General features: G+C 56.0%; 22 protein-coding genes and 2 pseudogenes. 12 read left to right on the forward strand and 12 right to left on the reverse strand.

Annotated elements, in window-relative coordinates; genetic code table 11:
* Positions 1 to 312 precede the first annotated feature (312 nt).
* From A3220_RS15150 to A3220_RS15155, 3 genes are all read right to left on the reverse strand, one after another.
* Entirely contained in the window at positions 313 to 561 is a 249-nt protein-coding gene (locus tag A3220_RS15150) for a hypothetical protein (protein ID WP_062375635.1), read from the reverse strand.
* Positions 562 to 595: 34 nt separating this feature from the next.
* Positions 596 to 772, reverse strand: a complete 177-nt coding sequence (locus tag A3220_RS17470) for a hypothetical protein (RefSeq protein WP_164834397.1) — start codon at positions 770 to 772, stop codon at positions 596 to 598.
* Positions 773 to 939: 167 nt separating this feature from the next.
* Positions 940 to 2,058 (reverse strand): alkene reductase, encoded by a 1,119-nt coding sequence (locus tag A3220_RS15155; RefSeq protein WP_062375638.1) that lies wholly within the window; start codon positions 2,056 to 2,058, stop codon positions 940 to 942.
* Between the two features lie 261 nt (positions 2,059 to 2,319).
* On the opposite strand from A3220_RS15155, the gene A3220_RS15160 reads away from it, so the two are divergent.
* The 6 genes from A3220_RS15160 (at position 2,320) to A3220_RS15180 (ending at position 12,006) form a co-directional block, all read left to right on the forward strand.
* The gene (locus A3220_RS15160) at positions 2,320 to 5,070 is read left to right on the forward strand and encodes a DEAD/DEAH box helicase family protein (protein WP_062375641.1); all 2,751 of its coding nucleotides are present in this window, start codon (positions 2,320 to 2,322) and stop codon (positions 5,068 to 5,070) included.
* Positions 5,067 to 6,686, forward strand: coding sequence for a restriction endonuclease subunit S (locus A3220_RS15165; RefSeq protein ID WP_062375643.1), 1,620 nt, complete (start codon positions 5,067 to 5,069; stop codon positions 6,684 to 6,686). Before A3220_RS15160 ends, A3220_RS15165 begins: the two co-directional genes overlap by 4 nt.
* Positions 6,687 to 6,750: 64 nt before the next feature.
* A complete protein-coding gene (locus A3220_RS15170; protein WP_062375646.1) occupies positions 6,751 to 7,746 on the forward strand; it encodes an ATP-binding protein in 996 nt (331 codons plus the stop codon).
* A 15-nt stretch (positions 7,747 to 7,761) separates the two neighbouring features.
* Positions 7,762 to 10,266: a S8 family peptidase gene (locus A3220_RS15175; protein ID WP_062375650.1), complete on the forward strand. Its 2,505-nt coding sequence runs from the start codon at positions 7,762 to 7,764 to the stop codon at positions 10,264 to 10,266.
* A 106-nt stretch (positions 10,267 to 10,372) separates the two neighbouring features.
* Positions 10,373 to 10,537 carry a Fic family protein gene (locus A3220_RS18345; protein ID WP_354702746.1) on the forward strand — a complete coding sequence of 55 codons (165 nt, stop codon included), beginning with the start codon at positions 10,373 to 10,375 and terminating at the stop codon, positions 10,535 to 10,537.
* A complete protein-coding gene (locus tag A3220_RS15180; protein WP_044630188.1) occupies positions 10,537 to 12,006 on the forward strand; it encodes a class I SAM-dependent DNA methyltransferase in 1,470 nt (489 codons plus the stop codon). Before A3220_RS18345 ends, A3220_RS15180 begins: the two co-directional genes overlap by 1 nt.
* Positions 12,007 to 12,028: 22 nt before the next feature.
* On the opposite strand, the gene A3220_RS15185 is transcribed toward A3220_RS15180, so the two are convergent.
* From A3220_RS15185 to A3220_RS15200, 4 genes are all read right to left on the reverse strand, one after another.
* Entirely contained in the window at positions 12,029 to 12,403 is a 375-nt protein-coding gene (locus A3220_RS15185) for a hypothetical protein (RefSeq protein WP_062375653.1), read from the reverse strand.
* Between the two features lie 155 nt (positions 12,404 to 12,558).
* Complete coding sequence (locus A3220_RS15190) at positions 12,559 to 13,299, reverse strand: sulfite exporter TauE/SafE family protein (protein WP_054641731.1); 741 nt, start codon at positions 13,297 to 13,299, stop codon at positions 12,559 to 12,561.
* Positions 13,300 to 13,310: 11 nt separating this feature from the next.
* Positions 13,311 to 13,997: a hypothetical protein gene (locus A3220_RS15195; RefSeq protein WP_054641730.1), complete on the reverse strand. Its 687-nt coding sequence runs from the start codon at positions 13,995 to 13,997 to the stop codon at positions 13,311 to 13,313.
* A 74-nt stretch (positions 13,998 to 14,071) separates the two neighbouring features.
* The gene (locus A3220_RS15200) at positions 14,072 to 15,493 is read right to left on the reverse strand and encodes a PLP-dependent aminotransferase family protein (protein WP_062375654.1); all 1,422 of its coding nucleotides are present in this window, start codon (positions 15,491 to 15,493) and stop codon (positions 14,072 to 14,074) included.
* 141 nt (positions 15,494 to 15,634) lie between these two features.
* Here A3220_RS15200 and A3220_RS15205 point away from each other — a divergent pair, with 141 nt between their 5' ends.
* Positions 15,635 to 17,086: an NAD-dependent succinate-semialdehyde dehydrogenase gene (locus A3220_RS15205; protein ID WP_062375657.1), complete on the forward strand. Its 1,452-nt coding sequence runs from the start codon at positions 15,635 to 15,637 to the stop codon at positions 17,084 to 17,086.
* Positions 17,087 to 17,097: 11 nt separating this feature from the next.
* Entirely contained in the window at positions 17,098 to 18,369 is a 1,272-nt protein-coding gene (gene gabT, locus A3220_RS15210; RefSeq protein ID WP_062375659.1) for a 4-aminobutyrate--2-oxoglutarate transaminase, read from the forward strand.
* A 17-nt stretch (positions 18,370 to 18,386) separates the two neighbouring features.
* Here gabT and A3220_RS15215 read toward each other — a convergent pair whose 3' ends face one another.
* Positions 18,387 to 18,686 (reverse strand): deoxyribodipyrimidine photo-lyase, encoded by a 300-nt coding sequence (locus tag A3220_RS15215; RefSeq protein ID WP_062375662.1) that lies wholly within the window; start codon positions 18,684 to 18,686, stop codon positions 18,387 to 18,389.
* A 111-nt stretch (positions 18,687 to 18,797) separates the two neighbouring features.
* Here A3220_RS15215 and A3220_RS15220 point away from each other — a divergent pair, with 111 nt between their 5' ends.
* The 3 genes and pseudogenes from A3220_RS15220 to A3220_RS15230 all read left to right on the forward strand — a co-directional run bounded on the left by A3220_RS15220 (position 18,798) and on the right by A3220_RS15230 (position 21,525).
* Positions 18,798 to 19,100, forward strand: coding sequence for an antibiotic biosynthesis monooxygenase (locus tag A3220_RS15220; RefSeq protein WP_044630196.1), 303 nt, complete (start codon positions 18,798 to 18,800; stop codon positions 19,098 to 19,100).
* 246 nt (positions 19,101 to 19,346) lie between these two features.
* Positions 19,347 to 20,626: pseudogene (locus A3220_RS15225) on the forward strand (aspartate aminotransferase family protein).
* Between the two features lie 30 nt (positions 20,627 to 20,656).
* Positions 20,657 to 21,525 (forward strand): annotated as a pseudogene (locus A3220_RS15230) (aldehyde dehydrogenase family protein).
* Between the two features lie 313 nt (positions 21,526 to 21,838).
* On the opposite strand, the gene A3220_RS15235 reads toward A3220_RS15230, so the two are convergent.
* From A3220_RS15235 to A3220_RS15250, 4 genes are all read right to left on the reverse strand, one after another.
* Positions 21,839 to 22,447, reverse strand: coding sequence for a DNA-3-methyladenine glycosylase I (locus A3220_RS15235; protein WP_062375664.1), 609 nt, complete (start codon positions 22,445 to 22,447; stop codon positions 21,839 to 21,841).
* Positions 22,448 to 23,188 carry a phosphatidylcholine synthase gene (gene pcsA, locus A3220_RS15240; protein ID WP_255319123.1) on the reverse strand — a complete coding sequence of 247 codons (741 nt, stop codon included), beginning with the start codon at positions 23,186 to 23,188 and terminating at the stop codon, positions 22,448 to 22,450. It abuts the gene before it with no gap.
* Positions 23,189 to 23,387: 199 nt separating this feature from the next.
* Positions 23,388 to 23,864 carry a YbaK/EbsC family protein gene (locus tag A3220_RS15245; protein ID WP_062375667.1) on the reverse strand — a complete coding sequence of 159 codons (477 nt, stop codon included), beginning with the start codon at positions 23,862 to 23,864 and terminating at the stop codon, positions 23,388 to 23,390.
* 56 nt (positions 23,865 to 23,920) lie between these two features.
* A complete protein-coding gene (locus A3220_RS15250) occupies positions 23,921 to 24,478 on the reverse strand; it encodes a substrate-binding domain-containing protein (RefSeq protein ID WP_252860496.1) in 558 nt (185 codons plus the stop codon).
* A 132-nt stretch (positions 24,479 to 24,610) separates the two neighbouring features.
* Here A3220_RS15250 and A3220_RS15255 point away from each other — a divergent pair.
* The coding region (locus tag A3220_RS15255; protein WP_164834398.1) for an RNA-guided endonuclease TnpB family protein at positions 24,611 to 25,107 on the forward strand (497 nt) is incomplete at its 3' end.

Genomic DNA, 25,107 nt, shown 5'->3' on the forward strand with positions numbered 1-25,107 from the left:
AGGCCTGAAGCGAATTTCGCTGTGGTGCCGAGCCAACCGCCACCTGCCCCTGCGTGATCAGCACCGCCAACTCTGTCGAAAGGTTATGGGGCACTATGCGTACTACGGGATAACCCACAACATCGAGTCTCTGCAACGCTTCCAATACAGGGTTCAGACAACCTGGATCAAGTGGCTCAGGAGGCGATCACAGAGAGGATGGTTCCCGTGGGAGAAGGCAAGGCAACTGTTGCTGACACTCCCGTTACCGCGAGCGAGAATCGTGCACCGAGCGTCCTTCGTGTGAACCTGACGGTTGAGGAGCCGAGTGCGTCAATCGCGCACGCTCGGATCTGTGGGGGGCCGGAACGAGCAATCGTCCGGTCTACCCGACCAATAACTCCGGAGGCTCTTCAGCGGGCGGGGTGTGGTGTCCTTGGCCACGGAGGGGGCGGGCTCTACGGCCTTTTCCCTGGCACGCCGCCGCTTGGGCATGACGACGTAGATGAAGATCAACGCGGCCACCACGCCCAGTAACAAGGAGGCGAAAGCCAGCAGTACGGGAAGAGAAGTCATATCCATGGAGTGAATCCCTGTTGTCCGTTAACGCCTAGCGCTATTCAACCGCCAGATGGAAGCATTGAGCGCCATAGACGGCCAGGCTGGCACCGCGCAGAGGCGCATCTTCGGTCATATAGACCCGCCAGCCGTCGGGGGCGAAAGCGTGCCTCGTCACGGCGGCGGCTCCCACCAGCAGTAGCGAGACGAGCAGCGCCAGCAAAGAGCCGAACATGAGCGACCTATCCAGCAGTAGGGATATCGCGTTAAAACGATAGAATCAACAGATTAACAGTGTTTCACGCGTTCAAGGCATAAAAAAAGCACCACCTGAGTGATGCTTTTCATGCTTAAGGGTTCCCCCAAGTGGGGAAACCCTGAACACGTGTTGGCCTGAAAAGTTTAGCCGATACGGTCGTAACCGTTATTCAGGAAAGGATAATCGGTGTAGCCCTTTTCGTCGCCGCCATAGAACGTTTCATGGTTCGGCTCGGTGAGCGGGGCGTTCACACGGAAGCGTTCCGGCAAATCGGGGTTGGCGATGTAGGGGCGGCCAAAGGCCACGGCATCGGCGGTGTTTTCCTTGATGCGCGCTTCGGCACGCTCGGCGTCGTAGTTGCCGCAATAGATCAGGCTGCCGCTAAAGCGCTCGCGCATCTGCTCGCGGAAACCATCGGGGAAAGTGATATCGCCACCTGCCCAGTTGGGCTCGTTCAGGTGCAGGTAGGCCAGGCCGCGCTTGGAGAGCTCTTCGGCCATGTAGAACGCCATGGCTTCCGGTTCGTCGTCGGTCAAGCCAAACAGCTCGATGAACGGCGTCATACGAATGCCGACACGCTCAGCACCAAACACTTCCACGACCGCATCGACCACTTCCAGCGGGAAGCGGGCACGGTTTTCCAGCGAGCCGCCGTACTGGTCGGTACGCTGGTTGGTGCCGGTGGCTAGGAACTGGTTCAGCAGGTAAGCGTTGGCAGCGTGGACTTCGACCATATCGAAACCCGCGCGCTTGGCGCGGATGGCCGCTTGACGGTAGTCATCCACAATGCCAGGAATCTCGTCGGTTTCCAGCGCACGGGGCGTGCTGGTGGGGTGCTGACCAGCGGTGCCGTCTTCAAATTCAACAAAGCACTGAGCGCCTTCACCTTTCAACGCGCTGGGAGCTACCGGCTGCTGGCCGTTGGGCTGCACCATTTCATGGGAAACACGGCCCACGTGCCACAGCTGAAGAGCAATACGACCACCCTTGGCGTGAACCGCATTCACGACGCCTTTCCAGCCTGTTTCTTGCTCATCGGTCCAAATGCCGGGCGTGTACACATAACCACGGGCAGTGGGAGAGATGTTAGTGGCTTCGCTAATGATCAGGCCCGCACCGGCACGCTGGCCGTAATAAGCTTCCTGCATCTTGCCCGGCACGCTATCTGGCGTGCGCGAACGGGTCAGTGGTGCCATGATGATACGGTTAGGAACCGTCAGGCTACCGAGCGTGGTGGGGGTAAACAGCGTCTCGTACGCCATAGGGAAAAACTCCTTTGCAGCAGTGGGTATCATCGTGGCAAACAGAATAGACCAGTTTACTAGTGAGCGCCAACAACGATGCTATGCCCTAGTTAATGGGGACGGACGAGCAAAACAAAACCCCGCCGAGTAAATGAGGCGGGGTTGAGGAGGGGGCAAGGCGGTGGAGAGTGACTCTGGTGAGGTCTTTCATCGCAGAATTGCATTTGCCAGCACCGTTCTACATCATGAGGTTAACTTAAACATGATAGGGGCTAACGCGTGCGCTATGACGGCAACCAAACGCCCGAGCAAGCGGCTCGGGACAAGATAGATAAGCGCTTGCGGGCATGCGGTTGGCACGTTCAAGATAAGGATACACTCGATTTTAATGCGGGTTTGGGCATCGCCGTACGCGAGTATCAGACGTCGATTGGCCCAGCCGACTATGTACTGTTTGTTGATCGGCAAGCGGTTGGCATTATCGAAGCCAAGCCCGATAGCTGGGGTGCGTGGCTAACCTCGGTGGAAGAGCAGTCGGCAGGTTATGCCAATGCCAAGTTAAAATGGGTGACGCTCAATGAGTCACTTCCTTTTATCTACGAGTGCACGGGGCAGGTGACACGCTTTACCAGTACTCAAGACCCGGTACCTCGTTCACGAGAAGTGTTTAGCTTTCATCGGCCAGAAACGCTGAGCATATGGTTACAAGCTCCACACTCTTTTCGCTCTGGCCTTGCCTCGCTTCCTTCGCTCAATCATGAAGGTTTGCGCGACTGTCAGATTACGGCCATTACCAACCTAGAAGCTTCACTCAAGGCAGACAAACCCCGTGCACTTGTACAGATGGCGACAGGGTCAGGCAAAACATTCACCGCCATCACTCAGGCGTACCGACTGCTAAAACATGCGGGAGCGCGCCGCATTCTATTTCTGGTTGATACCAAGAACCTGGGCGAACAGGCCGAGCAAGAATTTATGGCGTTCATCCCCAACGATGACAACCGCAAATTCACTGAGCTTTATAACGTTCAACGGCTCAACTCGCCTTCTATCGCAAGCGATAACCAGGTTGTAATCTCGACGATCCAGCGCATGTACGCCACACTCAAGGGTGAAGAATTAAGCGAAGGGGCGGAAGAAGAGCATCCCGCTGAACACACATGGCGACCCAAGGAGCCGGTGCCGGTTGTTTACAACCCTAAGCTGCCACCGGAATACTTCGATGTTGTCGTCATCGACGAATGCCACCGCTCTATCTACAACTTATGGCGTCAGGTGATTGAGTATTTTGATTCCTACCTGATTGGCCTCACCGCGACGCCGGATAACCGCACTTACGGCTTCTTTCAGAAAAATGTAGTTAGCGAATACACCCATGAAAATGCCGTTGCTGACAAGGTTAACGTGGGCAACGACGTCTATCTGATCGAGACGGAAATCACTCAGAAGGGTGAAACGCTCAAGCCGGAACAATTGATCGAAAAACGCCAACGCGATACCCGCGCTAAACGCTGGGAAACCCAGGACGACGAGCTAGCCTACGCAGCGACCCAGCTCGACCGTTCTGTCGTTAACCCTGATCAGATCCGCACCGTAATTCGTGCTTTCCACGATAAGTGGCCCGAGATATTCCCTGGCCGCAAGGAACTGCCTAAAACGCTGATCTTTGCCAAAACGGATAGCCATGCCGACGATATCATCCAAACCGTCCGCCAGGAGTTTAACGAAGGCAACGACTTCTGTCGCAAGATCACCAACGGCGCAAAGAATCCGAAATCTTCGCTCTCGGCCTTCCGTAATGACTACTACCCGCGCATCGCGGTGACCGTAGATATGATCGCCACCGGCACCGATGTGAAGCCACTTGAATGCTTGATGTTCATGCGCGACGTAAAATCGAAAAACTACTTCGAGCAGATGAAAGGGCGTGGCACCCGTGTGATGAAAGCCGATGATCTTCAAAAGGTGTCGCCTTCCGCTCAAGCCAAAACCCACTATGTGATTGTGGATGCGGTAGGTGTGACCAAATCACTTAAAACCGCCAGTCAGCCTTTAGATTCCAAGCCCTCTATCCCGTTTAAAGATCTCGCCATGGGGCTGATGATGGGCGACCGTTCCGAAGAGACGGTGAGTTCGCTAGCAGCTCGACTGGCACGGCTCGATCACAAGTTAAGCGCTGACGACCATCAGAAAATTACTGCGGAAGCAGGCACTTCGCTTGCCGCCATTGTGAGTGACTTATTCAATGCCATCGACCCCGACAAAGTAGAGGCTGATGCCAAAGCCGCTGGCCACCCAGAGCCTGATGATGCTGCCATGCAAACAGCTCGGGAAGTGCGCATCAAACAGGCGGCCAACATATTCACTGGCCCGCTGATTAACTTGATGGATACCGTCCGTCGCGATAACGAACAGACCATCGACCACGAAAATCTTGATACACTACTGCGCACCGAATGGGCTGGCAGTGTGGCGGAAAACGCACAACAGATTACCCGGGAGTTCGAGGCGTATCTTGATGAAAACCGCGACCAGATAGAGGCGCTGACCATCTATTTCAACACCCCCGCTCGCCGCTCAGAAGTCACCTACGCGATGATCAAGGACGTGCTGCAGAAGCTTACCAATGATCGCCCGCGACTGGCACCACTGACCGTGTGGCAGGCCTATGCACACTTGGATGAGTATAAAGGCAGCAACCCTGCCAGCGATCTTACCGCGCTCGTGGCACTCATTCGCCGAGTAACGGGGCTGGACGCGACGCTGACGCCACACACTGAGCGGGTGCGGCGCAACTTCCAGAACTGGGTGTTGAACCGCCATGCAGGTCACGGCGAAAAATTCACTGAAGAACAGATGGAGTGGCTACGTATGATCCGCGACCACCTCGCCACCTCATTTACCATCGAACGCGACGATCTCGATATGGCCCCGTTTGACAGCCGGGGTGGCCTGGGGCAAATGTACGCCCTCTTTGGCGATAATATGGACGATATGATGACTGAAATTAATAAGGCGCTCTCGGCATGAGAGGTTTACCAGCCACCTGGATTACCGCAGCAATCGCTGAGCTAGTAGTGCCACAAGATAATGGAAATCCATTCCAACAAGGTTGGAGTCCACAGTGCGAGAGCCGCCCTGCAGATGACAGCGAATGGGGTGTTGTCAAAACCACCGCTATTCAGCACGGGGAGTTTCGGGCCGATGAAAATAAGGCGCTACCCAAGAAGCTGGATCCGCGCCCTCAGATCGAGATAAAGCCCGGGGATATACTTATGACGTGCGCGGGGCCGCGTAATCGATGCGGCGTGGCCTGCCTTGTCGAAAACACTAGGCCTCGGCTCATGATGTCAGGGAAGATGTATCGTTTCCGACCTCACCCAGAGATTTTAGACGCAAGGTATCTGTCTTACTTCATTCGGCGGCACGATACTCAGCTCCGCATTGATGCGATGAAGACGGGAATTAATGATAGCGGCTTGAATTTGACACACTCGCGCTTCGGGCAACTCCCAGTCGTAGTCCCTCCAGTCCACGAGCAACAACGCATCGTAGAAAAAATCGAAACGCTTTTTGACGAGATCGACAAGGGCGTCGAGAGTCTGCAAGCAGCAAAAAACACCCTCGGCCTCTATCGTCAGTCATTGCTGAAATCCGCCTTTGAAGGCCGCCTCACCGCTGACTGGCGTGAAAAAAATGCCGACAAGCTGGAAGATACTGAAACGTTGCTTGCCCGCATTCAGGCTGAGCGTGAAACTCGTTATAAAGCTGCGTTGGACGACTGGCAAGAGGCTCTCGCCGACTGGCGCGCTGGTTGCGAATTCGGCAAGAAGCCTGCGAAGCCGAAGCGGTTACAGGAAATCGACACCAAGACTATTCAAATTGATGAAAAAGCTTGGGTGGTGATACCTTTAGGTAGTTTGATCGGAGGGGTTCAGCAGGGCTGGAGCCCAAAATGTGATGGCAATCAAGCGGTTGGGGAAGACGACTGGTCAGTTGTGAAGACCACCGCAGTTCAACATCTTAAATACAGTGACACTGAGCTTAAACGCCTTCCTGATCACTTCAAACCAAGGCCGGAAATTGAGATTCAAGTTGGCGATTTTCTGATGACCAGAAAAGGACCAAGGGTTCGTACGGGTGTCGTCTGCCTCGTCAGAAAAACACGGTATCGCATAATGCTATGCGATACCGTGTATAGGTTTCGCTGCGATGAAACAGTAATTGCTCCGCATTTGCTTGAATATGCGCTCAACTCCCCAGACACTTTGCGCGAGATCGACGCGCTGAAATCGGGGATTTCAGATAGTGGCATCTCTTTAAATCATGGAAAGATCAAGTCGGTGGGCATTTCTTTCCCGCTCAATCATGCCGAACAAGCCGAAATCATCTGCCTCCTGGACGAAAAGCTTGATGCGGCCGATGCTCTGGAAGCCGATATAGACGCAGCGCTCATCCGTTCTAGCGTTCTGCGCCAATCTATTCTGAAAAAAGCGTTTTCTGGCCAGTTAGTGCCACAAGACCCCAAGGATGAGCCGGCTAGCGAGTTGCTGGCACGTATTAAGGCGGAGAAAGCTGCAGACCAGGGTGCACGTAAGCCAAGCTCGAAGCGTAGACGTAACGCTGCCCAAAAGGCATCTGCATGATCGAAGTCGTCGAGAACCTAGTGCTTTCAAGGTACACTCATGCTGTATCAAGGAGGGCAATCTCATGGCCAGTGCAAATCAATTAAAAGCGTTACTTCAGTCGCATCTGGAGGGCAATGACTCGCGCTTTTATTCTGTGGCAATGCAGGTGGCAGCGCACGAAGCAAAGCTGGGCCATGGGAAACTGGCTGAAGAAATTCGCTCCCTTGTCGACCAGGCCAAATCTCGTCGACATATAGCCTCTGAAGGCAAAACCGTTCCCATCAGCAAGCCACGGGGAGAATTAGCTAACCTGCTCAGCGTGAGCTATCCCAAATCGCGCCTAGTCGATATGGTGTTAGATGAGGACTTGGAACAGCAGTTACATCGCATTATTCGCGAGCAGAAGCATGCGGCCGAAATCCTCTCGCATGGTTTGCAGCCAAGACGAAAAATACTGCTGGTTGGGCCGCCTGGAACCGGCAAAACGATGACTGCTTCGGTTCTGGCGGGTGAGCTTGGCCTTCCTCTTTTTCAAGTTAGGCTTGATGGCCTGATCACCAAGTTCATGGGTGAAACAGCAGCCAAGCTGAGACAAATCTTTGAATCGACCCATCAGACCCGAGGCGTGTATTTTTTTGATGAGTTTGATGCTATTGGTTCCCAGCGAGGCTTAGCAAATGATGTTGGTGAAGTTCGGCGGATATTGAATAGCTTTTTGCAAATGATCGAACAAGATGACTCGCACAGCCTCATCATTGGTGCCACTAACCATCCAGATATTTTAGATAACGCGCTGTTTCGTCGGTTTGATGATCTGCTGCATTACGAGCTTCCCGACGAAGTGCACATCGCCAGCATATTAAAATCGCGCTTACACCGTTTGGCGGTAAAAAATACTTCATGGAAGCGCTTGGCATCGAAAGCGCTGGGCCTTAGTTATGCCGAATTGGCCCGAGCGGCGGATGAAGTCTTGAAAACGGCCTTGATTGAACGTGCTGAAAAAATTCATGAAAAAGATATATCCCATGCGTTGGAAGAGCGTCGGCAACTTTCCAATCGGTTGAATAAAATAAGCTGAAGTTAAGGACATCGCATGCCGGATAACGAGAGGAAGAACCGCCCACACTTCATTTTTCAGAATAATGGTCAAACAGAACGCTTTGTATCGCCCCCTTCAGGTGGCGGTGGTAGCGACACTCCACCCAGAGATCGACAAACGCATGGCAGTGCGCTGTTACACAAGCTTCAGCAATTAACACCGGTCTTGGAAGGCGCCGTAGAGCAGCAGCATCAAGCCGGTATTGATGAGGGGGTGGGTCTTCAAATTGAATTTGAAAGCTTTCCCGATGTTGAGCTGGCCTTTGAATCCCTTGCGCGCGAGTCTTCGGGCATTGAGCTTCGCAACGTCAGACAAGATGGCAGCAAGACGTTTGCCACTGTATTTGTGCCCGATGGAAAACTCGATTTTTTTGAAAAGCGTATCAGCGCTTATCTTGATCAAAGCAAAGATAATAAGAGTGGCCCAGCGCATAGTAAGTTGATTAATGCAATTTCCGAAATTCGTGCTGCAACCCTGCATGCCTTATGGACAGATACCCCGGATGCCATGCCAAAAGCCGATGCTGAGGAGCTTTGGTGGGAAGTTTGGCTGCCAACAAGGGGTGATGATAGGCAGGCGGTTATCAATCAATTCAGGCAGACGGCCGTTGGCCTGAACTTCCGCTTGGCACCGGGGGAGTTATATTTCCCCGAACGGTCAGTGTTACTTATGTATGGCTCAGTAGGACAGATGAAACGATCGATGCTGACGTTGAACAGCATCGCTGAATTGCGGCGTGCCAAAGAAACGGCAGAATTCTTTGATTCTATTCCTCCTGGTGAGCAACCAGAGTGGGCTGATGATCTAGTTGCTAGGCTTACAGTGCCAGCTGAACATAGAGATGTGCCTTATGTATGCCTGTTAGATACCGGCGTTAATAATGGTCATCCGTTGCTCCGGTACTTTGTTTCTGATGCTGATCAACATAGTGTGGAGCCAGTCTGGGGCATTGATGATGCTGATGGGCATGGCACAGGTATGGCGGGTATTGCCGTTTTAGGTAATTTAGCCGATGTCTTATCTGCTCAACATCCGGTCTCGATTTCCCATCGTCTCGAATCGGTGAAATTGATTCCGCACGATGGTTATAACGGCGGCGATGCCCAACACCACGGTTACCTGACGGCGGAAGCAGTGGGTCGCCCCGCTGTGACAGCACCACACCGGAAGCGCGTTTTTAGTATGGCCATTACGGCTAAAGATAATCGCGACCGAGGTCGCCCGTCTGCATGGTCAGCTGCGCTAGATAGACTTGCTTATGATGTTGACGAACAGGGCGAAACGCCTAGATTGTTTGTCGTTTCGGCCGGAAACATTAAAGACCCGAATGCCTGGATGGAATACCCAGATAGCAATTCTTCTGATGCGATACATGATCCTGCGCAAGCGTGGAATGTTTTGACAGTGGGTGCTATGACCCAATTGGTCAGAATTACAGAGCCGGATACTGAACATTACACGCCCATTGCCGAAGAGGGGGGATTAAGCCCTTTCAGCACCACTTCTCAAACTTGGCAGCCACATTGGCCCCTAAAGCCAGATGTGGTGTTCGAAGGAGGAAATGCTGCAAAAGATGGCTTAGGTGCCGCATGGATGACAAGCTTAAGCTTGCTGACCACTCATGCTCATCCGAATGAGCGCTTATTCACTTCAGCGAATGCGACCAGTGCTGCCTCTGCACTTTGTGCAAGGATGGCGGCCCAGTTAATGGCCCGTTATCCTGAGCTTTGGCCGGAAACCGTGCGTGGCCTCATTGTGCATTCAGCACAATGGACCGACGCAATGAAACGCATGTTCTTACCCGCTCGGGGCGTTCCTTCCAAGGCACAAATGACCCAGTTGGTAAGACACTGTGGTTTCGGCGAACCGAATGTGGAACGAGCGCTTTGGAGCGCAAACAACTCACTAACAATGATTTGTGAAGAATCGCTTCGCCCATTCAAGCGCGAAGATGGAAAAGAACCAAAGCTAAGGGACATGAACCTTCATCGTCTTCCCTGGCCATTGGATGAGCTTGAAGCACTGGGCGAAACGCTAGTTGAAATGAGAGTGACGCTTTCATATTTCATTGAGCCTAACCCCTCTGCGCGCGGTGTTACCTCGCGTTATCGATATGAATCTCACGGCCTTCGTTTTGATGTAAAACGCCCCCTGGAGAGTGAAGATGATTTCAGGGCGCGCATCAACGCAGCGGCTAGAGACGATGAGGCGCGCATTACAAAAAGCGATAACGATCCTTCTTGGGTAATCGGTAAAAAGAATCGGCATAAAGGCTCAATGCATTCTGATATCTGGAAAGGCAGTGCGGCCGATTTGGCCAGCCGAGGTGCTATTGCGGTTTATCCTTCATTGGGGTGGTGGAAAACAAGGCCTGTACTCGAACGATACGACCAACGAGTGCGATATTCGCTTATTGTTTCGATAAGTGCCCCTGGGGTTGATATCGACTTGTACACTCCGGTGGCAAGCCAAATTGGTATGACAGTTGTTATTGAATAAGCGGTGTTGAAGCTACTGAACAAGCAGGGACTAAGCAGGGGCTAAGTAAGGATCAAGTAGATATGCTCTTATATTGTGTGACCCTACCATGTATTTGATGCACACCATGGGGCATATCAACCGTTCAAAACCCCACGCGGCTGCGCTGAATCCACTGCTTGATTCGGGATTGATTGAAATGACACAACCTGACTCGCCACGTAGCCCCACACAAAAATATCGATTAACCGATCTAGGCAAGCAAGTGCTTGCACCCAAGGATACGCACTAATGAACACTGCCCCCATTATTTCCAAGGTCTGGAGTTTTTGCACCACGCTGCGCGACGACGGTGTGGGCTATGGCGATTATTTGGAACAGCTGACTTATCTCATCTTCCTCAAGATGGCGGATGAATACGCCAAGCCGCCTTACAATCGCCATGTGGGCATTCCCGAAGGATACGACTGGGCGAGCCTGACACGCTTGCGCGGCGCGGAACTAGAAGTGCATTACGTCACTCTGCTGCGCAAGTTGGGCGAACAGAAAGGCATGCTGGGTCAGATATTTACCAAGGCGCAAAATAAGATCACTGACCCAGCCAAGCTGTACCGTCTGATCGATATGGTAGACGGCACGAAATGGGTGATGTTAGGCGCTGATGTGAAGGGCGATATCTATGAAGGCCTGCTGGAACGCAATGCCGAAGACACCAAATCTGGAGCGGGCCAATATTTCACTCCTCGTGCTTTGATTCGCGCGATAGTGGAATGCGTTCGCCCTGAGCCTGGCAAAACAATCGCCGATCCCGCATGTGGCACCGGTGGCTTTTTTCTGGCAGCTCATGACTTCCTGACTAACTCTGAAAATTATGCCCTGGACAAGGATCAGAAGAGCTTTCTCAAACACTCGACCTTTTTTGGTAACGAAATTGTTGCGGGCACTCGTAGGCTCTGCCTGATGAACATGTTCTTGCATGGGATCGGTGAAATTACCGGCGAATCGCTGGTATCTCCCGCCGATGCACTAGTATCACCATCTGATGAAACCTTTGATTACGTATTGGCGAACCCACCATTCGGCAAGAAAAGCTCAATGAGTTTCACCAATGCCGAAGGCGAGCAGACATCTGAGGAGCTCAACTACAATCGTCAGGATTTCTGGGCGTCCACCTCGAACAAGCAGCTTAATTTTGTTCAGCACATTCGTACGATGCTAAAAACGACGGGTAGAGCAGCCGTTGTGGTGCCTGATAACGTGCTGTTTGAAGGCGGTGCAGGCGAAACGATTCGCCGCAAGCTACTTCAAACCACAGATCTGCACACCATTTTGCGGTTACCGACCGGTATTTTCTACGCGCAGGGGGTTAAGGCGAACGTTCTTTTCTTCGATAACCGTCCTGCTAGCCCTGACCCGCAAACTTCCAAGGTCTGGTATTACGATTACCGAACCAATGTGCATCACACGCTGAAGCAGAAGCCTCTTACCTACACTCATTTAGAAGATTTTATTGCCTGTTACCACACCAGCAATCGCCATGAACGAACGCCCACCTGGAGCGAAGAAACGTCAGCTGGACGGTGGCGCGCTTTTGATCGAGAAGAGTTATTGGCGAGAGATAAAGCGAGCCTTGATATCTTCTGGCTTCGCGATGCCTCAATGACGGATCTGGAAAATTTGCCAGAGCCTGAGGTATTAGCAGAGGAGATTATGGAAAACCTGCGCTCAGCGTTGGCAAGCTTCGAAACTGTGAACGAATAGAAGGTAACTGGTCAGAGGTGAGTTACTTCCATTTCGCCCAAGGCCAGCGACGCTTAACCGGCGTATCGATTTGGCTAATGGCGCTGGTGAGCGGCAGCATGATCGCGCTGAGTTGGCGGTGGCAGACGGCGCTGCTGAGTACGCCGGGACACTGTTTGAGCAGCAGGTCGCACTGTTGGGAGGCGATGAATAGCTGCTCCACGACCGCAGGCGCGAACAGCGGCTTGGCCTGCTGGCAGCAGCGGGTCAGCTCGCGGGAGAGCATTGAGAGCATGCTGGTGTCTAGCCAGCAGGGCAGCGGATCTTCTAGCCGTCCGGCAATCGAGTGCTGAACGGCTTCAAACGATGTGCGTAAAAACAGCAGGGTTTGACGAAGCTGGCGCTGTTCACTGGTCATGTGACGTCCCTTTACCTCAACGGCTCTTTATCTACCAATGTGCTGGCTAAAAAGAGAGTGTTTCTCATTTGCATCTTTTGGAGAAGATAGCCTTACTCAATCGCGGTGTCAATTACAGGCTATGAACAAATGAGGAGTGGCGGTACCGTCCACGCCTAGCGGCTGAGCAGATACACCCCCTGCAGGAAGTAAAACACGCCAATGCCGGTCACGATCCAGCGGGTCCAGGTGCGGAAGTTGGCGTCGGTCAGGCGGTGCAGAATCCGTGTGCCGGTTTGCGTGCCCAGCATGGCAAACGGCGCGGCCAGTAGCACGATGCTCCACTCACCCGCGCTGAGCGCCAGGGCGGCGCCTACATAGAAAAGAATTTTGATGGAGTGGGCGACCACTTGAATCATGGCCTTGGTGGCCACGACCTGGCGGCGGTCCATCTGCGAGCGCACGAAGAAGATATCGATCAGCGGGCCGGATACCCCGGCGGCAATCGTGAGGCCGCCTGAGGCGATGCCGCAGCAAAACGCGTGGCTGGCGCGATGGGCGTCTAGCTGGAACCAATGCCTGGGCGTCCAGACCAAAATCGGCAGCAGCCCGATCAATAAGGAAACGGTGGCCGCATTGGGCGTGTAGTTAAACAGCAGCAGAAGCCCCGCCGCGCTGAGCACGCCCAAGGCCATCAGCGCCACAATGCGCCACACGATAAAGCGCCGCGACAGCCACGCCCGAGAGGCATTGGACGTTAACTGGATAACGCCATGCACGGCCATGGCAGTACTGGCGGGGAATATCACCAGCAGGAACCACAGCAACACCAGCCCGCCCGCCATACCAAATACGCCGGAGAGCATGGAAGTGAAAAACACCACGCCGACAAAGGCGAATCCCATTAACAGTGTCATGAAAGACGCCCTCAGCTACGACAGAATGGCCACACCTGATAGAACTTGCGGCACTGGAACTCTGCCTGGCAACTGTTGAGCTGGGCCTGGTAGCGGCTGGAGAGGCTCGCCACTTGGCGGCCTGCGTTGAGCACCTGGGGTTTACTGCGATAAGTGCCTCGCTGATAGCCGCCTGCGCCCTCGTGGTAGGCGTAATAGAGGTGCTCAGGATTGTTGAGCGAAATGCCCGTTTGCGCGCGAGTGCGGGCGTTGTACCAGCCAATGAAATCGGTGGCGTGTTTCATATGCGTGCGCCGGGCAAATAGGCTGCCCGCTTGGTCTTCGTACTCGCCCCACACCGGGTCTTGAGCTTGGGCGTAGCCTTTGGCGGAAGAGGGGCGCGGGCCGGGAATAAAGCCAAGGTAGTATTTGCGGTCTGGGCGCACGTGGCTGCGAAACGAGGACTCCCGCTGAATAAACGCCATTTGGGTGGCGATGGGCGTTCCCCACTTCTCTTCAGACGCTTGCGCGTAGTCGTACCAGCTCGGCTGCTCGCGGAAAATCTCGCAGATATTGGTCTGATCCTCCGGTGGGCTGGGCGCAAAGGTCGCGCACCCAGAGAGCAGCAGTAGGGCAGCGACGGTCAGCCATCCGCGGAGCGAAGCGGTAGAAGCAGCAGAGAAAGTAGAGACCCAAACGCTATCAACAGGGCGATGCATAGGACGGTCCTTGTGGATAAGTCATGTTAGTTTCGTGTTGTTTAGTGTACTGACGGATAAAGTACCTGGGCCGCTTAGCGCAGCAGCGGCTCCAGGCAGCGGCGCAGGCGCTGTGCCTCGCGCACCAACGTTTCACCAGAGAGCATGCCCACCCCCATCACCAAACCAACGCGGGGGTCCGAGGAAGCACACACCGGGCTTAACGGCCGCACGATCAAGTGCTCTTTCAGCAACGATTGCGCGATGGCCACATCGTTAATGCCCGGCTCGAACTCCACGCACAGGCTGATGGCACTGCTGGGAGCCGACACCGAGCGCACCTGGGGCAGCGAGCGCAGCTGGTCGTGCAGCACCTGTTGGCGGCCTAAATAGTCCCGCTGAATGCGCCGACACCAGGCATCCAAATCACCATCAAAAATAAACTGGGCCAGTACGGCTTGGTCCAGCATACGGCCCTCGCGAAACAGCTCGCTGCGCAGACGGTTCATGGGACCTGCCAAATGCCGCGGCACCACCAAGTAGCCCAGCCGCAGGCCGGGAAACATCATCTTAGAGAAAGAGCCTACCAGCAAATGGCGCTCAGAGTGGGCATCAAACAGCAGGTTGGGGTGGTCGTCGCGGTTAAATTCATAGTCATCTTCCACCACGTAGGTGGGCGATAACGCCTCACACAGCCGCTGTTTATGCTCGGCGCTGGTCGGCACGCTGAGCGGGTAGTGGTGCGAGCCGGTGAGGTAAGCCAGCGCCACGGGGCCGGGAGTAGCGGGCAAAGCATGACCCGCTTCAGGCCGCCACGGCAGCATTTCGATGTTAAGCCCGGCGGCGGTAAACACGTTGCGCGCACCCCAATAGCAGGGCGACTCCATGGCCACCGTATCGCCCACATCCGCCAGGGCAACGGCGCACAGCTCGATGCCGTTGTGGGTGCCATCAGTAATGATGATCTGCTCGGTATCGCAATGAATATCCCGCCAGCGGGCCAGGAAATCACGAATCGCCCGTTTCAGCGGGCCGTAGCCGCCGGTGGAGTAGGAGAGCAGCAGCGCATTTTGCGGCACCGTGACGCTGGCGTAGAGCTGACGCCACTTGCGCATCGGGAACTGAGCGATATCTGGAATGCCGGGCACGAAGGCCCCGCTCTGAACAGTACTTGCCCCCGGCCATCGCAGTACTCGCTGGGCACGATTGGAGAGCTGCACCTTGGTGGGCGTTGAGGTAGTGGGAGCCGCCACTTTTTTACAGCTCCACGTTCCACTGCCGTGTGAGGTTGTAAGCAGTCCTTCTTCGATAAGCGTGGCAACCGCTAAAGAAAAGGTATTCCGAGCGACTCCTAAGGCTGCCGCAAGCTTGCGATGTGAAGGTAATCGAGTTTGGTGAGGCCACTCTTGATTGATCGATTGCCTTAATGCCTGCTCTAACCTTACTTGCTTACTCAACCGTTCAGGCTGCTGCGCATAGCTTTTTATGAGTTGTTGTAAAGCGACTTGGCAATCCATCCAAGTTCTCCCTTGTCGATAATGCTCTTTCAACTTTGTAGTAAAACAGAAAAGTGGTCTGCTTGAACGCAAAAGTGGTGCATTCGCCTGCCTAAGATTTGCTGCTAGCGTGCCTGTTAGGTTGTAGACCAGGAGAATGTTATGAGCTTTATCGAACAATGGTTGCACGATGCTGTACCGGCCCTGGTGGGCGGTGAATGGCGCAAAGGCCAGCAGACCTTTGCCGTCGATAACCCCGCCACCGGCGAAACCATTGCCCACGTGGCGGATTTAAGCGCCGACGACACACGCGACGCCGTGGCTGCCGCTTACGAAGCCGGTGCCGCCTGGCGCGCCACCCCGGTGAAACAGCGCTCCGCACTGCTGCGCCGCTGGTTTGAGCTGATCAATGAGCACGCCGACGACCTAGCCCGCCTGATGACCCTGGAGCAGGGCAAGCCGCTGGCGGAAGCCAAAGGCGAAGTCACCTACGGCGCATCGTTCATTGAGTTCTTCGCCGAAGAAGCCAAGCGTATGGCGGGGGAAACCCTGCCCAGCCACGGCGCGGATAAGCGCCTGCTGGTACTGCGCGAGCCGGTGGGCGTGGTCGCCGCGATCACCCCGTGGAACTTCCCGCTGGCGATGATTACCCGCAAGTGCGCCCCGGCCCTTGCCGCTGGCTGCACCGTGGTGATTAAACCCGCCGAAGCCACGCCGCTGACCGCGCTGGCTGCCGCTTATTTAGCGCTGGAAGCGGGCCTGCCCGCAGGCACCATCAACGTGGTTACTGCTTCCAAACCCGCCGCCGTGGGCGAGGTGCTCACTACCGACCCTCGGGTGCGCAAGGTGTCGTTTACCGGTTCTACCCCGGTGGGCAAACACCTGCTGGCTCAGTGTGCCAGCACGGTGAAGAAAACCGCCATGGAGCTGGGCGGCAACGCGCCGTTCATCGTGTTTGACGACGCCGACGTGGACGCCGCCGTGAACGGAGCCATCGCCTCCAAATTCCGCAACGCCGGGCAAACCTGCGTATGCACCAACCGCTTTCTGGTGCAGGACGGCATTTACGATGCCTTCGTCGCCAAGCTCACCGAGCGTGTGAACGCGCTCAACGTGGGTGACGGCCTGGCAGAAGGCAGCATCATCGGCCCGCTGATCAACCAAGCCGCCGTGGATAAAGTGCAGCGCCACGTCGACGACGCGGTCAACAAAGGCGCGCGCCTACTGTGCGGCGGCCAGCCCCACGCGGCGGGTGATCGCTTCTTTACTCCCACGGTGCTGGCGGATGTGACCACTCAAATGGCCGTGGCCGATGAAGAGACTTTCGGTCCGGTCGCGCCGGTGTTCCGCTTCCAGCGCGATGAAGAAGCCATCGCCATGGCCAACGACACCCCGTTTGGCCTGGCCGCCTACTTCTACGCCACGGATTACCGCCGTATCTGGCGCACCATGGAAGCGCTTGAATACGGCATGGTCGGCGTGAACGAAGGGCTAATCTCCACCGAGCTTGCGCCGTTTGGCGGCGTGAAAGAGTCAGGGCTGGGCCGCGAAGGTTCCCACCACGGGTTGGATGAATTTACCGAACTGAAGTACGTCTGCGTAGGCGGCCTGTAAAGAGAACGATGATGACTAACCAAGAATTGAACGACCTGAAAAACCGCTTCGTGGCCAACGGTGCCGCTACGTCGACCACCCAGTTTGCCGAGCGTGCTGAAAACGCCGAACTGTGGGACGCCGACGGCAAACGCTGGATCGACTTCGCGGGTGGCATTGGCGTGCTTAACTTGGGCCACCGCCACCCGAAAATCGTCGCGGCGGTCGAAGCGCAGCTCAAGAAAGTCATGCACACCAGCGCGGCGGTCATTTCCTACGCGCCCTACGTGCAGCTGTGCCAAAAGCTCTGCGAACTAACCCCGGTGCGCGGCCCCGAGCGTAAAGCGATGCTGGTGAACACCGGTGCCGAAGCGCTGGAAAACGCCGTGAAGATCGCCCGTGCCGCCACTGGCCGCACCGGCATCATCACGTTTGACGGTGCCTTCCACGGCCGCACCATGATGACCCTGGCGATGACCGGCAAGGTGCTGCCCTACAAGAACGACTTCGGCCCCATGCCGGGCGACGTGTTCCGCGCACCGTTCCCCAACCCGCTGCACGGCATTAGCGAAGAAGCCTCGCTGAACGCCATTCGCACGCTGTTCAAGACCGATATCGCCCCGCACCGCACGGCGGCCATCGTGATTGAACCGGTACAGGGCGAGGGCGGCTTCTACATTGCCTCACCGGACTACCTAAAAGCCCTGCGCGCCCTGTGCGACGAGCACGGCATTCTGCTGATCGCCGATGAAGTGCAGTCCGGTTTTGCCCGTACCGGCAAGCTGTTTGCGCTGGAGCATAGCGGCATCGAAGCGGATATTCTCACCACCGCCAAGAGCCTCGCCAACGGCATGCCGCTCTCTGCGGTGGTCGGCACCGCCAAGGTGATGGACGCCTCCGGCCCCAACTCCCTGGGCGGCACCTACAGCGGCAACCCGCTCTCTTGCGCGGCGGCCCTGGCGGTGATCGACGCCATCGAAGAAGAGAACATCCTGGCCCGCAGCGAACAGATGGGCAACATGCTGGCTGAACGCTTCGCCGCCTGGGAAGAACGCTTCCCCGCCGTCGCCCACGGCCGCCAGCTCGGCGCCATGGCCGCGTTCGAACTGCTCAACAGCGACGGCAAGCCCGACCCGCAACTCACTGGCGCGCTCTGCGCCAAAGCCCGTGAGAAAGGCCTGATCCTGCTCTCCTGTGGCTTCTACGGCAACAGCATCCGCATTCTGGTGCCGCTGACGGTTTCTTCTGCGGTGCTGGAGGAAGGGTTGAGTATTATTGAGGAGTCGTTGGAAGCGCTGAGCTAGTAATCTTCTAAGCGGCACTAAGCCCGCCCATCGTCAGGTAGCGTAAGCTGTTGGCGATGGGTGGGTTTTTTGTGGGTAACTGCAAGGTTGGTGGAGCGCTTACGGCCCAGGGTGTTGAGCGCTTGGGCAAGGTCAACCAGTGAATCGGCGGCAAACTGCCAGTGGCGTAGGGCGCTGTCGGGTGCTTGCCACTGCCCAGGCTCGATGGCAAATAGCGGCAGCACCGGGCCCGCCGCTGCGGCGTTGGCCAGCGGTGCGTGATCGTGAATGCGCAAATCGCGTTTGAACCAAACGACCTGAAGGGGTGCCTGAGCCATTAGCCGTAACGCCTGTTCGTCACTTATCTATTCGTGATGCAGTGATGACGTTACCATCAAGCGATTGTTTGCGTAACTAACTGAGTCACACTCGCTCACAGGAGAACCACTATGTATATCGCCATGAACCGTTTTCGGATTGCCCCAGGCCGCGAAGAGGATTTTCTAGAGGTATGGCGCAACCGCGATTCCCACTTGGACGAAGTGCCGGGCTTCAAGCAGTTCCAAATGCTGCAGGGCGAAAGCCAGGAAGACCACACCGTGTTTATCTCCCACAGCGTGTGGGAATCCGAAGAGGCCTTCCGCGCCTGGACGAAGTCGGAGGCCTTCCGCAAAGCCCACGCCAACGCCAAAGCGCCGGAAGGCATCTACCTTGGCCCGCCTAAGTTTGAAGGGTTTGAGGTGGTGTTGTAAGTCATTTATGAGCACCGCACCGTTGCCGGTGCGGTAGCAGACGTTGGTTCACGTTAATAACGTTTAACGTGAACTCAAGAAATACTGGATTTTACAAACGTGGTGGCTGGCCCATGCTGAACCCATGCCTTCTAGCGATGGAGCTTGGCCACTATGTTTGAATTAAAAAGCGGATTAAAAGACCGCACTACTTCCCGTGCGTACCCAGCCGATGAGCAGGGCACCGCCCTCAACCAGCACTTCTGGATGCCGTTCAGCGCGAACCGCGATTTCCGCGCCAACCCGCGCATGATTGCCGGGGCGGAAGGGCGTTATTACATTGATGACCAGGGGCGCAAGCTGTTTGATTCGCTCTCTGGCCTATGGACCTGCGGGGCGGGCCATAACCGGGAAGAGATTCAAAAAGCAGTAGCGGCGCAGTTAGGCACGCTGGATTTTGCCCCCGGCTTTCAGATAGGCCATCCGCTGGCGTTCAAATTAGCGGAAAAGGTCGCCAGCTTAACGCCTGCTGGGCTGGATCATGTGTTTTTCACCAATTCCGGCTCAGAAGCCGCCGATACCTCGGTCAAGATGGCCAAGGCGTATTGGCGGTTGAAGGGCAAGCCGGAAAAAACCCGCATGATTGGCCGCGCCAAGGGCTACCACGGGGTGAATATCGGCGGCACCAGCCTGGGGGGCATTGGCGGTAACCGCAAGCACTACGGCCAGTTGATGGACGTGACGCACCTGCCCATACGCTGCAAGCGGGCCATGCCTATACTCGTGGCCAAGCGGAAACCGGCGCTGAGCTGGCCGATGCGTTGCTGGATCAAATTGCCCTGCACGATGCGTCGACCATTGCCGCCGTAATCGTGGAGCCCATGTCGGGCTCGGCGGGGGTGATTGTGCCGCCAAAAGGCTATTTGGATCGGCTGCGGGAGATCTGCACCGCCCACGATATTCTGCTGATTTTTGATGAAGTCATTACCGCCTTTGGCCGCAGTGGGGCGACCACCGGGGCCGAAGCGTTTGGCGTCACGCCGGATATCATGAACGTGGCTAAACAGATCACCAATGGGGCGGTGCCCATGGGGGCCGTGATTGCCTCCCCGGAGATTTTCGACACCTTCATGCACGCCGGTGGCCCGCAGCATGCCATCGAGTTTTCCCATGGTTACACCTACAGCGCTCACCCCGTGGCCTGTGCCGCTGGCCTGGCGGCGCTGGAACTGTTCGAGCGTGAGGACTTCCCCGCGCAGGTCAGTGCGATTGCCCCAGTGTTCGAGCAGAAGCTGCACGCCCTGAAAGGCCGTCACCATATCGTCGATATTCGCAACTACGGCCTGGCCGGTGCCCTGCAGCTTGCGCCGCGTAACGGCGACCCGACGATTCGCCCCCGCGATGCCCATATGGCGTTGTGGGAAGCCGGTTTTTACGTGCGCTACGGCGGTGACACCCTGCAGTTCGGCCCTCCCTTTGGCACCACGGAAGCCGAGCTTGAGCGTTTGTTCGATGCCGTCGCCAGTACCCTGGATTCCCTGGCATAACCCTGGCCCACCCTGTTTCGGAGTTTCATGATGAGTGTTGTTTCCCACCTGATTAATGGTGAGCTGGTGGAAAGCCAGCGTACGCTGGACGTGACCAACCCCTCCACGGGCAAGGTGGTTCGCCAGGTGGCGGATGCCAGCGCAGCAGATGTGGAGCGAGCCATTGCTGCGGCTCAGGCGGCGTTTCCTGCCTGGCGTGATACGCCGCCCGCCAAGCGTGCCCAGGTGATGTACCGCTTCAAGCAGCTGCTGGAAGAGCACGCCGACCGCCTGGTGCAGCTGGTCAGCGAAGAGCATGGCAAGACGGTGGAAGACGCCATGGGCGAGCTGAAACGTGGCATCGAGAACGTCGAGTACGCCTGCGGCGTGCCGGAGCTGCTGAAAGGCGAGTACTCCCACAATGTGGGGCCGGGAATCGATGCCTGGTCCAACTTCCAGCCGTTGGGCGTGGTGGCGAGCATTACGCCGTTTAACTTCCCCGCCATGGTGCCGCTGTGGATGTACCCCATGGCGATTGCCTGCGGTAATACCTTTATCAGGAAGAGATCTTCGGGCCGGTGCTCTGCGTGGTGCGGGTTGGCAGCCTGGACGATGCCATGCAGCTGATTAACGACCACGAATACGGCAACGGCACCTGCCTGTTTACCCGCGATGGCGAAGCCGCTCGCCGCTTCACCGACGGTATCGAAGTGGGCATGGTGGGGGTGAACGTACCGCTGCCCGTGCCGGTGGCGTATCACAGCTTTGGTGGCTGGAAGCGCTCGCTGTTTGGTGACCTTCACGCCTATGGCCCAGACTCGGTGCGCTTCTACACTCGCCGCAAAGCGGTTTCCCAGCGCTGGCCTTCCGTCAGCGAAGCCACACGGGCGGAGTTCTCGTTTCCTACTAACCAGCGTTGACGCGATGCGCTAACTGCGCCATCTTCACTGCACCACCGCCTGCATCATTGTTGGGCGGTGGTGTATTTTTTGGTGCGTATTATGAGCGGTCAGGGTTGCAAAGGGATACCAGCGTGGCGAGAACACAGGACGAAATTCGGCAAACGAACGTCAAAAAGATCCTTCAGGCGGCGGAGCAGCTGTTTGCGGGACCAAACACCTAACGCCTGCGATGGAAAAAGCGGTGCGCACGGTGGGCGAGTTAGCGAGTGAGATGCTCAGCGAGGTACGCGAGTCCTCACTGGCGATGAAGTAAGAGCAACGAGGTGTTCATTCAAGAAGGCCGCTGAAACGCTGCGCGCGCCTGTTCAACGCGTTCGCGAGTAATGCAATTTAACGAGTGATCATTGATCAGCCCCATGGCCTGCATAAACGCAAACGCGGTTGTCGGGCCAAAAAACTTCCATCCGCGCTTTTTAAGATTTTTTGCTAGCGCGATAGATTCTGGGGATGTGGTTTGGGTTTGTGGGGCAGGCAGAGAAGCGCTATCCGGTTCATAGCGCCAGAAAAACGCCGCTAGCGAGCCTTCCTGAACCACCATTTCCTGCGCACAGCGCGCGTTATTGATGGTAGCTTCGATCTTACCGCGGTGGCGAATAATGCCCGCATCTTGCAGTAAGCGCTGCACGTCCTCTTCTTCAAAACCGGCGACTTTATGGAAATCGAAGTGGTGGAAAGCCGCGCGGAAATTCTCGCGCTTGTTCAAAATCGTTCGCCAGCTCAAGCCTGATTGAAAACTCTCCAAGCAGAGCTTTTCAAACAGCCGCTGGTCATCGGCAACGGGAAAGCCCCACTCGTGGTCGTGATAGGGCAGAAACTCCGCCGCTCCGCCACACCACTGGCAGCGCGGGTGGCCATCGGGGGCGATAAAGTTGGAGGCCATTTAACGTACCATCTGCCCGCCGAACCACTCCTGGGCCGTGCGCCAAAGGCACATGCCGGCGAAGTAAGCAGAGGTCAATCCTAAGCCCCATAGTGCCCAGGCGGCGTGATCAGGGTTTGAGAGGATTAACGAGGTTGCGCACACGCACCAAAGCAGCGTCACAGCGATATTGAGCGGCATAAACAGACGTACGCGAAACGGATGCAGAAACTTCATTTTCGTCACGGTCAGCACCGCCAGGACGAGTATCGCGCCAAATGTCAGCAGTGGCGGTAAATCAAGAATGTAAAAATAGGCGGCCGCAATGTTCCAGGCCGCGGGAAACCCCACGAAGTAATTATCCTGGCTTTTCATATCGACGTTGCAGAAACAGAACATCGACGACAGCAAAATGATAAAAACGGAGATCAGCCCTAAATAGGGTGGCAATTCAATGAAGTAGTAAATGAACAGGGCGGGGATAAAGGCCCAGGTGAGGTAATCAATCACCATATCCAGCGTGGAACCATCGAAGTGGGGGAGTACGGACTTCACCTCATATTTACGTGCCAGCGTGCCATCGATACCGTCGATCATCATCGCCGCCCCCAGCCAGAGCAGGCAGGCCACCGGGTTGTTATCAACCAGCGCTAGCAGCGCCATCGTGCCAAGCAGCACGCCGCTGGCGGTGAAGACATGGACACTCCAAGCTTTGTAAATCGGTGCTCGGGATTCAGTTTGAGTAGAGAGTGATTGGACCACGGTAACCCCAATGGGAACGCGTCGTCCCCTTGCTGTTAGATTGATTAATAAACGTTCAAAAGACGATACACTACTATAAGAAAGCCGTCAGGAAATACGCGGCGTATCCGCTGAGTGCCTCTTCACTCCATTGCCACGGTGAGTTAATGCACCCACTAGGGAGATAGCGCATGACCCATGTTCGCCCTGCCGCCCTGCCTTAGTGGGTGCTTTCCGGCAACTTACACACATCCACCCACTGAGCACCGGCCAGCTCGGCCAAATGATTGGGACTTAAACGCACCGCGCTGTTCGGTGAGCCCGCAGCGGGTAGTACTTCATCGAACGCGTGTAGGGATTCGTCGCAATAGACGGGGAGATCCGTCGTCAGCCCAAACGGGCATACTCCGCCCACCGGATGGCTGGTCAGTTCCATCACGGTGTCAGCATCGAGCATTTTGGCTTTGCCACCGAAGGTATCGCGAATTTTGCGGTTATCGATCCGTGCATCGCCACTGGCCACAATCAGCAGCGGTTTCTCACCCACTTTAAACGCCAATGTTTTAGCAATCTGCCCAGGGGCGACACCGTGAGCCTCGGCGGCGAGCTGTACGGTGGCGGTGCTGGTGTCTAGCTCTTCAATGGCCAGCTCTGGCGCGTGCTCGGCAAAAAATTGGCGAACGGTCTCGATGCTCATGATGTGCTCCTTGGATAAGTGGAATCGCTAATCTAACTTGCCAGCGCGTGGTTAGCCTACGTCCCACTGATAAACCCCAAAAACGCATCCACCACGCGATTGGGGCGGCGGTCATGACGGGTAATCAGTACAAACGGGATGCGGTAGTGCTGAGTAGCGGTGTGAAGCGCGCGCAGCTTGCCAGCTGCCACCCATTGCTCGGCGACATGTTCGGGTAGAAAGCCGATGAATCGGCCGGAGAGGATCAGGAACGCCGCGCCCTCCCGGTCGGAAGCGGAGGCTTGCAGGTTGAGCGCTTCGTGGGCCTGACGTGCGCTCTCTGGAAGCGGGTAGCGGGGTCGAATGGCCGGGTATCGAGCAAGCTGGGCGGCGCTCTCGGCGTCGTCGGGTACGCTGAACAGCGGGTGGCCAGCGGAGCAGTATAGGTAAGAGGGCTCCTCGTAGAGCAAGCGTGTTTCCAGGCTGGTGGGCAGGTTCACGGCGGGCACGACGCCTACGTGTAGATGACCATCCATCACGCCGCGAATCACCGCGTCCGATGGCTCCATATGAATATGGACCGTTACCTCGTGATGAGGGGCGGTGAGTGCTGCCAACGCATGGGTCACATCCATGGCGAGTAGCGTGACGAGGTTATCAGTTAGCGCGGAAAACCTCGTACTTTTAGTGCGAGGATGGATAGCGCGGCGTCCGCCAGGACGCCTTGTGTTTTGCATCCTTACAATATTTCGTCTAAAGTGTAAAGAATGAAAGCCGAACGCGCCTACCAATACCGCTTCTATCCCACGCCTGAGCAAGCAGCCTTGCTGGCGCGGACGTTTGGGTGCGTGCGGTTTGTCTGGAACGCGGTGCTGCGCTATCGCACCGACGCGTTTTATCAGCGTCAGGAAAAGATCGGCTATAACGATGCCAGCGCGTTCCTAACACAGTTAAAGAAGCAGCCGGACACCGCCTTTCTAGCCGAGGTTAGTTCGGTGCCACTGCAACAATGCTTGCGCCATCAACAAAGTGCGTTCAAGCATTTCTTTGCCAAGCGGGCGCGGTACCCCAGCTTTAAATCGAAGAAGCACCGGCAGTCAGCCACCTTTGCCAGTTCGGCATTTTCGTACCGTGACGGGCAGATCACGCTCGCCAAGTGCCGTGAACCGCTAAACATCCGCTGGAGCCGCGACCTGCCTGCGGCACCGAGCACAGTGACGGTATCCAAGGATGCAGCAGGCCGTTACTTCATTAGCTGTTTGTG

The sequence above is a fragment of the Halomonas sp. KX33721 genome (genome assembly GCF_001596805.1).
Lineage (GTDB): Bacteria > Pseudomonadota > Gammaproteobacteria > Pseudomonadales > Halomonadaceae > Vreelandella > Vreelandella aquamarina.

Excerpts from the sequence above, each read along its gene's own strand:
- A3220_RS15150 (WP_062375635.1), bottom strand. The coding sequence starts at position 561 with ATGGATATGACTTCTCTTCCCGTACTGCTGGCTTTCGCCTCCTTGTTA.
- A3220_RS17470 (WP_164834397.1), bottom strand. The coding sequence starts at position 772 with ATGTTCGGCTCTTTGCTGGCGCTGCTCGTCTCGCTACTGCTGGTGGGA.
- A3220_RS15155 (WP_062375638.1), bottom strand. The coding sequence starts at position 2,058 with ATGGCGTACGAGACGCTGTTTACCCCCACCACGCTCGGTAGCCTGACG.
- A3220_RS15165 (WP_062375643.1), top strand. The coding sequence starts at position 5,067 with ATGAGAGGTTTACCAGCCACCTGGATTACCGCAGCAATCGCTGAGCTA.
- A3220_RS15170 (WP_062375646.1), top strand. The coding sequence starts at position 6,751 with ATGGCCAGTGCAAATCAATTAAAAGCGTTACTTCAGTCGCATCTGGAG.
- A3220_RS15175 (WP_062375650.1), top strand. The coding sequence starts at position 7,762 with ATGCCGGATAACGAGAGGAAGAACCGCCCACACTTCATTTTTCAGAAT.
- A3220_RS18345 (WP_354702746.1), top strand. The coding sequence starts at position 10,373 with ATGGGGCATATCAACCGTTCAAAACCCCACGCGGCTGCGCTGAATCCA.
- A3220_RS15180 (WP_044630188.1), top strand. The coding sequence starts at position 10,537 with ATGAACACTGCCCCCATTATTTCCAAGGTCTGGAGTTTTTGCACCACG.
- A3220_RS15185 (WP_062375653.1), bottom strand. The coding sequence starts at position 12,403 with ATGACCAGTGAACAGCGCCAGCTTCGTCAAACCCTGCTGTTTTTACGC.
- A3220_RS15190 (WP_054641731.1), bottom strand. The coding sequence starts at position 13,299 with ATGACACTGTTAATGGGATTCGCCTTTGTCGGCGTGGTGTTTTTCACT.
- A3220_RS15195 (WP_054641730.1), bottom strand. The coding sequence starts at position 13,997 with ATGCATCGCCCTGTTGATAGCGTTTGGGTCTCTACTTTCTCTGCTGCT.
- A3220_RS15200 (WP_062375654.1), bottom strand. The coding sequence starts at position 15,493 with ATGGATTGCCAAGTCGCTTTACAACAACTCATAAAAAGCTATGCGCAG.
- A3220_RS15205 (WP_062375657.1), top strand. The coding sequence starts at position 15,635 with ATGAGCTTTATCGAACAATGGTTGCACGATGCTGTACCGGCCCTGGTG.
- gabT (WP_062375659.1), top strand. The coding sequence starts at position 17,098 with ATGACTAACCAAGAATTGAACGACCTGAAAAACCGCTTCGTGGCCAAC.
- A3220_RS15215 (WP_062375662.1), bottom strand. The coding sequence starts at position 18,686 with ATGGCTCAGGCACCCCTTCAGGTCGTTTGGTTCAAACGCGATTTGCGC.
- A3220_RS15220 (WP_044630196.1), top strand. The coding sequence starts at position 18,798 with ATGTATATCGCCATGAACCGTTTTCGGATTGCCCCAGGCCGCGAAGAG.
- A3220_RS15235 (WP_062375664.1), bottom strand. The coding sequence starts at position 22,447 with ATGGCCTCCAACTTTATCGCCCCCGATGGCCACCCGCGCTGCCAGTGG.
- A3220_RS15245 (WP_062375667.1), bottom strand. The coding sequence starts at position 23,864 with ATGAGCATCGAGACCGTTCGCCAATTTTTTGCCGAGCACGCGCCAGAG.
- A3220_RS15250 (WP_252860496.1), bottom strand. The coding sequence starts at position 24,478 with ATGGATGTGACCCATGCGTTGGCAGCACTCACCGCCCCTCATCACGAG.